This is a genomic window from Phytoactinopolyspora endophytica (assembly GCF_004138495.1).
GTDB classification, from domain to species: Bacteria; Actinomycetota; Actinomycetes; order Jiangellales; family Jiangellaceae; genus Phytoactinopolyspora; species Phytoactinopolyspora endophytica.
Genome location: NZ_ML142850.1, coordinates 442,218 through 454,160 on the forward strand (window position 1 = coordinate 442,218; position 11,943 = coordinate 454,160).

General features: G+C 67.1%; 10 protein-coding genes. 7 read left to right on the top strand and 3 right to left on the bottom strand.

The window, feature by feature from the left end; all coding sequences use genetic code 11:
* The 6 genes from ELR45_RS05330 to ELR45_RS05355 form a co-directional block, all read left to right on the top strand.
* Positions 1-910: carbohydrate ABC transporter permease (locus ELR45_RS05330; RefSeq protein ID WP_205856042.1), on the top strand; the 910-nt coding region annotated here is incomplete at its 5' end.
* A gap of 57 nt (positions 911-967) precedes the next feature.
* The gene (locus tag ELR45_RS05335) at positions 968-2,350 is read left to right on the top strand and encodes a sulfatase family protein (RefSeq protein ID WP_129664026.1); all 1,383 of its coding nucleotides are present in this window, start codon (positions 968-970) and stop codon (positions 2,348-2,350) included.
* Between the two features lie 21 nt (positions 2,351-2,371).
* Positions 2,372-3,874: a sulfatase family protein gene (locus ELR45_RS05340; protein ID WP_129664028.1), complete on the top strand. Its 1,503-nt coding sequence runs from the start codon at positions 2,372-2,374 to the stop codon at positions 3,872-3,874.
* Positions 3,871-5,826, top strand: a complete 1,956-nt coding sequence (locus tag ELR45_RS05345; protein ID WP_129664030.1) for a DUF8034 domain-containing protein — start codon at positions 3,871-3,873, stop codon at positions 5,824-5,826. The genes ELR45_RS05340 and ELR45_RS05345 overlap by 4 nt, the downstream gene beginning before the upstream one ends.
* Before the next feature lie 16 nt (positions 5,827-5,842).
* A complete protein-coding gene (locus ELR45_RS05350) occupies positions 5,843-6,823 on the top strand; it encodes an aldo/keto reductase (protein ID WP_129664032.1) in 981 nt (326 codons plus the stop codon).
* Positions 6,820-7,665, top strand: a complete 846-nt coding sequence (locus ELR45_RS05355; protein WP_129664034.1) for an amidohydrolase family protein — start codon at positions 6,820-6,822, stop codon at positions 7,663-7,665. Before ELR45_RS05350 ends, ELR45_RS05355 begins: the two co-directional genes overlap by 4 nt.
* Positions 7,666-7,716: 51 nt before the next feature.
* On the opposite strand, the gene ELR45_RS05360 is transcribed toward ELR45_RS05355, so the two are convergent.
* Genes ELR45_RS05360 through ELR45_RS05370 form a run of 3 tightly spaced genes read right to left on the bottom strand, consistent with a single transcriptional unit; the run spans position 7,717 to position 11,126 of the window.
* A complete protein-coding gene (locus ELR45_RS05360; protein ID WP_129664036.1) occupies positions 7,717-8,619 on the bottom strand; it encodes a carbohydrate ABC transporter permease in 903 nt (300 codons plus the stop codon).
* Positions 8,620-9,615 (bottom strand): carbohydrate ABC transporter permease, encoded by a 996-nt coding sequence (locus ELR45_RS05365; RefSeq protein WP_205856044.1) that lies wholly within the window; start codon positions 9,613-9,615, stop codon positions 8,620-8,622.
* A 29-nt stretch (positions 9,616-9,644) separates the two neighbouring features.
* On the bottom strand, positions 9,645-11,126 hold the full coding sequence (locus ELR45_RS05370; protein WP_165367493.1) for an ABC transporter substrate-binding protein: 1,482 nt from the start codon (positions 11,124-11,126) through the stop codon (positions 9,645-9,647).
* A gap of 422 nt (positions 11,127-11,548) precedes the next feature.
* On the opposite strand from ELR45_RS05370, the gene ELR45_RS36975 reads away from it, so the two are divergent.
* Positions 11,549-11,943, top strand: a 395-nt coding sequence (locus tag ELR45_RS36975) for a helix-turn-helix domain-containing protein (RefSeq protein WP_205856046.1), incomplete at its 3' end; no start/stop codon positions are given.

Consider the following 11,943-nt stretch of genomic DNA (forward strand, 5'->3'; position numbering starts at 1 on the left):
CACCCGCGCCCAGACCCAGGAACGGGCCGACGACGGTTCGCCACGCCCCGGGGCCGGCACACCGGCCACACGTCGCCGCCGGCCGCACGGTCTGCTCCGGCAGCTCCCCGCCCACCTCATCCTGATCGCGGTCTGTCTGGCCTGGACATACCCGTTCATCTGGATGGCCTCGACCGCGTTCAAGAACAACAGCGAGCTGTTCACCAACACCCTGGGGTTGCTTCCCGACGAGCCCACCTTCGACAACTTCACCCGGGCCTGGAACTCGGCCAGCTTCGGCCAGTACACGGTCAACTCCGTCATCGTCTCGGTCGCCGTGGCCGGACTGATCGTGCTCATCTCGTCGCTGGCCGGCTATGCGCTCGGCCGCGGAGACATGCCCGGCAAGAAGATCATCGTGGGCATCCTGGTCGCGACGATGTTCCTCCCCAAGGGCTACACCATCCTCCCGGTGTTCATCCTGGTCAACGGTCTCGGCATGAACAACACCCTGTTCGGGATCATCCTTGCCGAGGCCGGGCCGGCGCACGTCGTCGGGATCCTGTTGTTCATGGGCTACTTCTCGCAGGTGCCCAAAGAGCTGGAGGAGGCCGCCGTCGTCGACGGAGCCGGACACTGGCGCATCTACCTGCGTATCATGTTCCCGCTGGCCAAGCCGGTCACCGCGACCGTGTTCATCTTCAACTTCATCTCCGCCTGGCAGGCGTTCCTGATCCCGCTGGTCTTCACGCTCGGCGCTCCAGACCTGCGGACCACCGGCGTCGGCATGTATTCCTTCTTCGGCGAGTACAGCATCGACTGGACCGGGCTGGCCGCGGGTGCTGTGATCTCGGTTCTGCCGATCATCGTGGTGTTCCTGTTCCTCCAGCGGTACTTCATCGAAGGTCTCGCCGGAGCCGTCAAGGGATGACCACGACCGGCCAGAAGGCCGGGCACGGTCGATCACATAACCGCGAGGAGAGAGTGCATGGCAACCCAACCGCCGGCCAACGTTCTGCTGATCCACTGTCACGACCTCGGGCGCTTCCTGGGCTGCTACGGCGTCGAGACCGTGCACACGCCGGTCCTCGACGCGCTTGCCGCGGACGGCATCACGTTCACCGACGCGTTCTGCACCGCCCCGCAGTGCAGCCCGTCCAGGGCCGCGCTGTTCACCGGGCGGTACCCGCACAGCACAGGGGTGATGGGGCTGACCCACAAGGGGTGGGACCTGCACGACTCTGAACGACATCTCGCCCAGCTCCTGCGCGACGGCGGCTACCGCACGGATCTGATCGGGATCCACCACGAGTCGTTGCGTTGCCCCGACGACCAGATCGCGGCCCAGCTCGGCTTCGACCACGTCGACACACTCGGCGCCACCCACTACGAACGACGAGCCGAGCTCGTGGCGGACCGCTCAGTGGCCGTGCTCGCCGACCGGGCCCGACACCCCGACCAGCCGTTCTACCTGCAAGCCGGATTCCTCGAGCCGCACCGCCTGCAGAACCCGGAACCAGGCCGCGACGCGATGGGGTTCACCGGCGGATACATCGAGCCGGACCGCAGCCGCGGCGTCACGATCCCCGGGTATCTCGCGAACGACGACGGCACCCAGCAGGAGATCGCCGAGCTGCAAGGAGCCGTCACCTACACCGATGCCGCCATCGGGCGGATCCTGACCGAACTGGACCGCACAGGCCTGGCAGAGCGCACGATCGTCATCTTCACGACCGATCACGGCCTCGCCTTGCCAGCCGCGAAGTGCACTCTGCGCGACCCAGGGCTGGAGACCGCGCTGATCATGCGTGCGCCGTCGCTCGGCTGGACCGGCGGACGCACCGTCGATGGCCTGGTGAGCAACGTCGACATCGCCCCGACGCTGCTCGAGGCTGTCGGCCTGCCCACCCCCGGGAACGTGCACGGACGCAGCATCGGCGCGGCGCTGGCGGGCGAGTCATGGCAGCCGCGGGAGGAGGTGTTCGCAGAGCTGACCTTCCACGACTACTACGACCCGCAGCGATGCGTCCGGACCGACCGGCACAAGCTGATCGTCCACTTCGACAGGTGCAACCCGCATACCGGCGCAGCCACTCAATCGTGGCGACCACGCTCCACCCCCGTCACGGAGAGGCTCGCGGCGACGCCGACGATGGTCGAACTCTACGACCTGGACGAAGATCCCCTCGAGCTGACCAACCTGGCCACCGACCCTCACCACACCGATCTCGTCGACCAGCTACGCAGAACGCTGCTGGGCTGGATGGAAATGACGGACGATCCGCTCCTGCACAGTGCCGTGAGCTCCCCCGCGCAACACAGCGCACAGCATTTCGTCACCACCGGGCAGCCTGCCATTCATCACAGTTGATCACCATGAACGAGGAGAGCCATGCGCACGCCTAACGTGCTCTATCTGATGTCCGACCAGCATGCCGCGTCCGTTCTGGGCTGCGCCGGCGACGAGGTGGCGCTGACCCCGAACCTGGACCGGCTGGCGGCGCGAGGCACCCGGCTGACCAATATGTACTGCCCGTCTCCCATCTGCGTCCCGTCGAGAATGTCGATGCTGAGCGGCCGGCACCCGTTCCGGAACCAGGTGTGGACCAACGACCACCCGTTGCCCGGTTCGATCGCGACATGGCCGCACTCGCTGGGCGCCTCGGGCTACCGGACCCGGCTGGACGGCCGGCTGCATTCCATCGGGACCGACCAGCTGCTCGGGTTCTCCGAACGCAGAGTCGGCGACCACTCCCCGAACCACCCCGGGGGCCGCACGTCCGACCTCGGCGTGCTGATGGGCACCGCCGCGCCGAAGCGGATCAGTCTGCAGCGGTCCGGCCCCGGCAGCAACCCGTACCAGTGGCACGACGTGGACGTCACCCGGGCCGCAGTGACCTCGATCGAGGAGTTCGGTGCGCGGCAACGGGCCGGGGACGGCCGCCCGTTCGCGTTGTCGGTCGGGTTCATGCTGCCGCACCAGCCGTATGTGGCCGATCCGGAAGACTACGCGCTGTTCGAGGGCCGCGTCCCGCCGCCCGCCGTCTCCGCGACGAGCGCGCCGTCACATCCGCACCACCGGAGCTGGCGCGAGCAGACCGACATCACCGAGGTTTCCGCCGAGGAGCAGCACCGTGCCCGCATCGCGTACTACGCGATGACGTACCGGCTGGACGTGATGGTCGGCGAGGTCCTGGACGCGCTCGAACGCCAAGGGCTGGCCGAGAACACCCTCGTGATCTACACCTCCGACCATGGCGAGCATCTCGGCGAGCGTGGCCTGTGGTGGAAACAGACGTTCTACGACGAGTCCGCGAAGATCCCGTGTCTGGTCTCCTGGCCCGGCCGGATCACCGCCGGCACGACGCATGACCACGTCGCCGGCGGCGTCGACCTGACAGCGACGCTGCTCGACGCCGCCGGAGCCTCGCCGCTGCCGAACGCCGACGGCCGTTCCTTCCTGGACGTCGTCACCGGCACCCCGGGCGCGCGCGAGGCGTGGGCCGACGAGGCGTACTCCGAGTACTGCACCGATGACGGCAACATCCAGCGGATGGTCCGCCGCGGGCCGTGGAAGCTGAACTACTACGACGCTCAGCCCGCGCAGCTGTTCAACCTCGACGCGGACCCGCACGAGCTCACCGACCTGGCCGGCGACCCCGGCCACGCCGGCACGCACGCCGAGATCCACGACGAGCTGCGCGGCGCCGTGCTCGACGGGTGGGATCCGGCCCAGGTCCGGGCCGAGATCGACGCCATGAGCGAGGACCTGCGCATCCTGACCGAGTGGGCGGCGCGTACCGGGCCGCCCGACACCCACCGCTGGCGGCTCACGCCGCGGATGAGCGAGCTGGAGTCACCGGGCACGGCGGCCGGCTCGGAGGTGCCGGAATGAGCGACGCCGCGCACATCACCAGCACCGACCGCAGCTCGCCGCCCCGATGGGCACTGCTGCAACGCGAGCTCATCACGCGCCTGGAGGAGGCGGCTGAGGAGTTCGTCGACCGCTACACCCGGGGAGACCGGACTCTGATCTGGCGCTCGGACTGGCCGGGCATGGACGGCTCCGACGACCCGTACGAGGCGTTTCACAACCTCGTGCTGCTGTACGTGCTCGGCGGCAACCCCCGGATGCTGGAGCTCGGCGAGGCGATGTGGGAAGCCATCACCTGGCAATGGACCCAGTACGGGCAGATTCACGACGAGTTCGACGGCTACTACGACTGGATGCACCACGGTGAGTCGTCCCACCTGCTCTACTTCACCGGCCTGGCCCGCCCGGGATCGTTGAAGTGGAAACAGCGGGCGACGAAGCTCGCCGACCTGTATGCCGGCCCGCAGGCGCACGGGGTGAACTACGATCCTGTGCACAAGATCATCCGGTCGCCGCTCACCGGCAGCCGCGGCCCACGGTTCACGGTTACCGCCGAGGACTGGGTGACCCACCGCCCCATCCTGAAAGACACCCCGTTCGACGACATCGACGGCGCCGGCGTCGCGTTCCCGTGGCTCGACGACTCCATCTTCGAGCAGATACTGCAGCGGTTCAACGAGCGCGTCACCCGTGGCGACGTGCCGGTGAACCTGCACGCCACCGCCCTGGCCACGCACGCCTACATGTTCACCGGCGACGACCGCTACCGGGACTGGGCGCTCGAGTACGTACACGCGTGGACCGAGCGGACCCGCGCCAACGGCGGCATCGCCCCGGACAACGTCGGGCTCAACGGCGTCGTCGGCGAGCACAACGACGGCAAGTGGTGGGGCGGCTACTACGGCTGGCAATGGCCACGCGGGCTCAAGGACATCCTCGAAGGCCTGACCAACGCGGCGATGAACGCCACGCTCCTCTCCGGGGACAGCGCGTTCCTCGAGCTGCCGCGCATGCAGATCGACAGCATCTGGGACCTGCGCCGCCGCGACGACACCGGAGGCTGGCTGCTGCCCAGCAAGCACCGCGACTCCGGGTGGACCGACTACCAGCTGCCGCCGCACGTGCCGTTCATCCACCTGTGGAACACGTCCGTCGCCGAGGAGGACGCCGAACGCATCGACCGGCTCGAGCTGCCGTCGTCCTGGACCGACGTCACGGTCCCGCGCACCTCCGGATACGACCCGGACCTCGGCCGGGACACCAAACACCTGATCGCCAACACACACGCCTGGTACCGCTACATCCGCGGCCACAACGCGCATTACCCCGAGGCGATCCTGCGGGCCAACCTCGACGCTGTCGCCCGGCAGACCGACCGGATGCGTTCTGCCGCCGGCGACCCGCACACCTGGGACGTCAACCACCCGTACAGCATCCACATGTGGCAGGAGATGTGCCCCGTCGTCCTGGAAGGGCTCGCCCAGCTCACCCTCGGCAGCCCGATGCACATGTCACACGGCGGACTCCAGCACGCCAAGCTCCGGTACTACGACGGCACCCGCCGACGGCCCGGGCTACCGCCCCACGTGTCGGCGCTGGTCTCCGCGGTCTCCGCCGATGCCGTGACGCTGGAGCTGGTCAACACCAGCGACTCGGAGGACGGGAACATCATCGTCCAAGCCGGCGGCTTCGGCGAGCACCACATCGCCGACGTCACCGCCCGGGACGGCGACGACCGAGTCCTCCGCAAGATCAGCGACGTCGGGAACCACCTGACCGTACACCTCGGAGCCCGGGCCGCGGTGACCCTCGACATCGGCTTGCGCCGCTACACGCGTCAGCCCACCTACGCCTCCCCCTGGACCGACCCGCACGCGATGCCCGTCATCGTCCCTCGCGATCCGGACGCGGTGGACCTCTCCCGCTGGGCACATGACGGCGCGTACGGCCCTCCTACTGTCACCGACGCCTGAACGGGGCCGGCTCACCATGAACTCTCCACCGCCCGTCACCGGATCGGCCGACCTGACCAGGCTGGGCCTGGGCTGCGCTTGGCTCGGGCCGCCGCGGTCCAGCGCCGCGAACGCTCAGGCCACGTTGCAGCACGCGCTCGACGCGGGAATCGGCTACTTCGACACCGCGCCGCTCTACAACGCCGGCGCCTCGGAGCGGTGCGTCGGGGAGGCTCTGCGAACGATGCCCCGTTCCTCGTTCCGGCTCTCCACCAAGGTAGGCCGTCGCATCGAGACCACCGACGACGGGACACCGACGGTGGCCGCCGACTACACGCCGGCCGGTGTACGACGCTCGCTGCACGACAGCCTCGAGCGTCTCGGGCTGGACCGGGTCGACCTCATCTACCTGCACGATCCCCAGAACGCCACCGGCGACGTCCTCGGTACGTACGCCGAGCTCGAGCGGATGCGCGGCGAAGGCCTGGTCGACGCCATCGGCGTCGGGGTCAACCAGGCCGAGTACGCCGCGCCCTTCGTCGCCCACAGCGACGTCGACACCGTGCTGCTCGCCGGCCGATGGACCCTGCTCGACCAGAGCGCCGCGTACGAGTTCCTCCCCGAATGCCAGCGGCGCGGGATCTCCGTCGTCGCGGCCGGCGTCTACAACACCGGGATCCTCGCGGACCCGTGGGCGGCCGAGCCACGGTACGACTACCGCCCAGCCGCACCCGGGCTGGTGCACCGAGCGCGCCAGATCGCCGAGGCATGCCAGGAGCACGGAGTCCCGCTCAAGGCCGCGGCGCTGCAGTTCCCGCTGACCCATCCGGGTGTCACCTCCGTCCTCATCGGCGCCGCAAGTCCGGCCGAGATCGATGAGAACGTCACGCTCTTCCGGTACCCGATACCGGCGGGTCTCTGGACAGACCTGGCACGCCGCGAGCTGATCCTCGAGCCCGGCACCACCCGCCCGGGGGCATCCGGTGTCTCCGCCGACCCAGAAGGAAGGCAGGCATGACTGAGACGACCGTGTTCGACACTCATGTCCACCTCGTCGACGACCCGGGCTGGGTCACTGGCGAGCGCCTGCGTCCGTTGCAGCGCAGGTTCACGGCCGCCGACTTCTCGGCGGCGACCGCTGGGACCGCCGTCGCCGGGTTCGTCGCCGTGCCCGCCGTGCCCACCGTGGAGGAGACCTGGCGGCTGCTCCGCCTGGCGGCCGGTCACCCATCTCTCGCCCGCGTGGTCGGATGGGTCGACCTCACCGCGCCCGACGTCGTCGAGACCATCTCGGATCTGCAGTCCGGTCCTGGCGGCGATCGCCTGCGAGGCATCCGCCACCCCGTCCGCCGCGAGCCGGAACTCGAGTGGCTGACCCGCGTCGACGTCAGGCGTGGTCTGCACGCCCTCGCCGAGCGCGGGCTGCTCTTCGAGCTGCTGGTCCTTCCCGGTCAGATCCCGTCCGCGGCCGCCGTCGCGAAAGAGTTCCCGCATCTGAGCCTGGTCCTCGACCACGGCGCCACGCCATCGCTGGAGGACGGACCGTTCGACGGCTGGGAAGAGGACATCCGCGCGCTGGCAGCCCATCGGAACGTCACCTGTAAGATCTCCGGCCCTCTGGTCCACGTCGACCCTCGCACCACGCCGGACGAGAACATCGCCCGCTGTGTGGAGGTACTGGCCGATGCGTTCGGAAGCGACCGGCTCATGTTCGGCTCGAATTATCCATTCTGCCTCTTGACCGGCACGTACTCAGACGCGGCTAGCCGCGCTGAGGCGCTGCTCGACAGCCTCACCGAGCTGGAGAGAGACCAGATCTTCGCCAGGACCGCCCGATCGGTCTACGGCCGCCACGTATGAGTCGCTGACGTCGCACACGCCCGTCCGCTGACGTCACACGCGCCATCGCCGTCACGATTTGACCGCGCCGGCCATTCCCTCGATGAAGGTCCGCTGCAGCAACAGGAAGACGACGATCACCGGGATCAGGCTGATCAGCGCTCCGGCGGCGAGTCCCGCCCAGTCGGTGGTGTCGCTTCCGAAGAAGCTGTACATGCCGACCCCCAGGGTTCGCAGATCAGGTCTTCCGAGCGTGAAGACCAGCGGCACCAGGAATGCGTTCCAGGCGCCGATGAACCTGAACAGTGCGACGGTGCCGATCACCGGCTGCGCCAGCGGCAGCATGATCCGCCAGAAGATACGGAGAAAGCCCGCGCCGTCCATCCGCGCCGCCTCTTCGAGATCCTGGGGAAGCCCGGCGAAGTATCCCATGAACAACAGGATCGGTACGACATGAACCGGGCCTGCCGCGGCGAGGACCGCTCCGGTGAGATTGTTGTTCAGGCCGAGGGAGTCGACAAGCACGAAGACCGGGATGATCGTGTAACCGTCCGGAATGAACATCGTCGCGATCAGAATGCCGACGATGATCTTCTTTCCCGGGATATCACCACGCCCCAATGCGTATCCGGCCGTCGCCGAGACGAACAGCACGACGGCGACCACGCCCAGGGAGAAGACGACCGTATTGATGGTGTACGACGCGAATCCGGCCGTGTCCCACGCTCGCGTGATGTTGTCCAGGGTGAACTCTTCCGGTATGAGCCCGATGCCACCGAGGAACATCTCACGCTGAGACTTGAACGCGCTGGTGGCAACCCAGATGAACGGATAGACCCATACCAGGCACAGGGGAATCAGCAGCACGTGCCATAGCTTCGCGCGGTGCCGCAACGCCACACTCTCGCCTGCACGGTCCGACCTCCGGACGGGCGCCTCGCGTTCGCTGTTACCGGGTATCACGGGCGCAGACATTCACTTGCCCCTTCTCTCGTAGCGCTTGCGCAGCAACGGAGCCTGCATCAAGGTCAGGATCAACATGAAGATCCCGAACACCACCCCGGCCGCGCTCGCGAAGCCGTATCTCGAGGCGGAGAACGACGGGTCGAACGCGTATCGATAGATGTAGGTGGACATGACGTCGGTCGAGAAGTTCGGTCCGCCCTGAGTCGTCGCCTGAACCAGGTCGAACGGCGCCATGCTCGTCTGGAACGTGAGCAGCAGGATGACGATGGCCAGCGGCGCCAGGACGGGGATCGTCACACGCAGCAGAGTCTGCCGGGCGCTGGCCCCGTCGACTCGGGCCGCCTCGTACAGCTCGCTGGGCACGGTCTGCAGGGCCGCCAGCCAATAGACCATCGTGATGCCGAATCCCTTCCAGAGATCAATGCCCAGAAGTGTCGGCAGCGCTGTCGATTCGGAGCCGAGGAAGTTGATCGGCTCGTCGATCAGACCCGACCGCGACATCACCTCGTTGACGATTCCGCCCGCGGGATCGAGGATCATCGCGAATACGATGCCTACGACCGCCGTAGTCGTCACGACCGGCAGGAAGATCAGCAACCGGTAGAGGTTCCGGCCACGCAGCCGCGGGTTGTTGAGTATGACGGCCATGACCAACGCCAGCGGGAGCTGCACGAATATCGCCACGGCCGAGAAGATCAACGAGATTCGGAAGGCGTTCCAGAACGCCGGGCTGGAGAGCACCTCCTGGTAGTTGCCGAATCCCACCCACTCGCTGGGTGGCCCGATGCCTCCCCAGTCATAGAGCGAGTACCACCAGCTGGCCACCATGGGCCAGAGGGTGAAGCTGAGGAAGAGCACCGTCATCGGCACGAGAAAGACGTAATGCCAGGCGTGCTTGCGCATGCGGGTCCGCAGCTTCTCTGCTTTGCGCGCCTTGCGCCTGGCGGGCCCACCGCCCGCGGCGGCGGTGCGGCCCGAGGCGTCAGTGACTTCAGCGACGTTCACACGGCTCCTTCGTGACCGTACTGCTCAGCTCAGGTGGCCGGAGCCCAGTCCTGCATCGGGTCCCACTCCGGGTAGCTGAGATCGTCTCCCGTGATCTCGCCGCCCGCCGAGGCGAGCTGCTCGATCTGCGTATCGAGGAAGCTGTCGATCTCCTCATCCAGGGCCGTCGCCTTCGGCGCGAAGTCCTCACCCCGTGTGATGGCCTCAACCGAGGTGGCATGCCATCTCAGGTCAGGTTGAGCGATGAGCTCGGTCATGAGCATCTTCACGGCCGGGCTCCCATCCGTGATGGGGTCCGGCGCCCGGCGGACCGTCTCGTCGTGAATGGTGATCATCTGCTGTTCCACTTCAGACAGGTCCGCCGAATCGCGCCAGACGCTCTCGACCGCGGTGAACGACCGGAACGTCTCGAAGTACGCCCGCTGGAACTCCTCGGAGACCAGGAAGTCCATCAGGAGCCACGCTTCGTCGGGACGGGCGGATTCGGCCGACATCGCCCAGATCGGGCTGAAGGCCGCCCGTAGCCCGAGGTACCCCTGACGCCCGGCCGCCGGGACCGGCAGCGGGGCCAGCCCGAAGTTCAGCTCGGGATTGAGGTTGGCGATCTCGTTGACATGCCATTCCGCGGCCGCATAGAACGCGATCTTCTCCCGCGCGAACTCGGTGAAGACGCGCTCCCCGTCCCAGCTCTCCCAACCGGGCATGACGATCTTGTCGGTCTGCAGCTGCCGATACAGCTCGACGAGGTCGACCAGCGACGCGTCGCTCACGCCCGCCTGGCCGGTGGTCAGGTCGAGCCCGAGGCCACTCGGCTCGCCTATGCTCGACGGCCCCGCCGCGGCCTGCAGGAATCCGACCTCGCGGGCATCCGACTGACGGAACGCACAGCCGTAGTAGTCGCCGCCGCCGTTCCGGGTGATGTCGTACGACATCTGCTCCAGCTCCTCGAAGGTCTCCGGCGGGCGGTCCAGGCCGTTCTCCTCCAAGATCGCCTGGTTGTAGGCCAGCAGGCTTCCCGACCTCCATTTGCCGGAGACGAGCGGCAGCGAGTGCAGCCCGCCCTCGCGGTGCAGGCCGGAGATCAGGGGATCCAGGCTGCCTTCAGGAAAGCGAGACCTGAAGTCGTCGTCGATGTAGTCGTCGAGTGCTGCGGTGTACCCGCGACCGTGCAGCCGGTCGAGGTTGTTGGCGCCGTTGACATAGAAGATGTCCGGTGGGTTGCCTTGCTGGAACATCAGCTCGACGGCGTTGATGTTCTGAGCAGGCGGGTTCTCGATCATCTCGACAGAGATGCCTGGGTTCGCCTTCTCGAAGTTGTCGAACTGCTCGCGGAAGAACTCGGCGCCGCCCGCATGTCCCGAAACGATCGCGATGGTCAGGGCGACATCTCCGGACGAGCTACCGCTTTCACCACCACTGCACGAGGAGACGAATGCGGGCGTGGCGACGGCAGCGGCACCAAACCCCATTGTGCGTAGAAATGAGCGACGAGGAACAGTAGAGCGATACACAGAGTCCTCCTTGACTGGTCGGCCACTAATCACATCGTGAAGCTGGCAATGTCTGGCGTACGTGCGGCTCCTGCTGGGCCCACCGCCCCTACGGGCCGATCTCCTCCTTCGACAGCGCCGCATCGAACCGATCGCCCGTCATTTGAGCAGATCGTTTCGACTGTCGGCGCGAGGTTGGCACGAGCGTAGCTGGCACGCCCGCTTTACGCAAGCGGTACCTGCTATGTGACGATTCAACCCACACACGGCCCGGCAAAGCCATCGCCAGTGGTCAATGGGCGGCTCCGATCCACCATTCATACGTCCGAGAGAACGGCAGCCTCCGCCGCAGACGCGCACATGCCCTCACCACGTACTGACCCGCCGCATGTGTTAACATGCAATCCACATTATGGGTTGTAATTGCGCAAGTGGAGGTTGACATGGCCAACGCCGCCCCCCGGGAGGCAGCCGGGGGAACCCAGAGTGTCGAGCGGGCACTGTCATTGCTGAAGGCCTTCACCGAGACGGAGCCGGAGCGGCGAGTATCCGAACTCGTCGAGCTCACCGAGCTCGGACAGTCCACGGTGTCCAGGTTGGTGGGTGCGCTCGAAACGCTGGGGTTCCTCGCGCGGGACGACCGCAGCGGACTCTATCGGCTCGGTCCTGAGATCGTCAGCTTGGCTGGAATCGCTCTCAACGAGTCTGCTGTGCACGCCCAGTCACGACAGATCGCCCAGAACCTCGCCGCTGACCTCGGCCTGGGCGGCAACGTCGCCGAGCGACACGGAAGCGCGGCGTTCTATCTGTGCAACTTCGAGGGGCGGCTGGCGCCGCG

Excerpts from the sequence above, each read along its gene's own strand:
- ELR45_RS05335 (WP_129664026.1), top strand. The coding sequence starts at position 968 with ATGGCAACCCAACCGCCGGCCAACGTTCTGCTGATCCACTGTCACGAC.
- ELR45_RS05340 (WP_129664028.1), top strand. The coding sequence starts at position 2,372 with ATGCGCACGCCTAACGTGCTCTATCTGATGTCCGACCAGCATGCCGCG.
- ELR45_RS05345 (WP_129664030.1), top strand. The coding sequence starts at position 3,871 with ATGAGCGACGCCGCGCACATCACCAGCACCGACCGCAGCTCGCCGCCC.
- ELR45_RS05350 (WP_129664032.1), top strand. The coding sequence starts at position 5,843 with ATGAACTCTCCACCGCCCGTCACCGGATCGGCCGACCTGACCAGGCTG.
- ELR45_RS05355 (WP_129664034.1), top strand. The coding sequence starts at position 6,820 with ATGACTGAGACGACCGTGTTCGACACTCATGTCCACCTCGTCGACGAC.
- ELR45_RS05360 (WP_129664036.1), bottom strand. The coding sequence starts at position 8,619 with ATGTCTGCGCCCGTGATACCCGGTAACAGCGAACGCGAGGCGCCCGTC.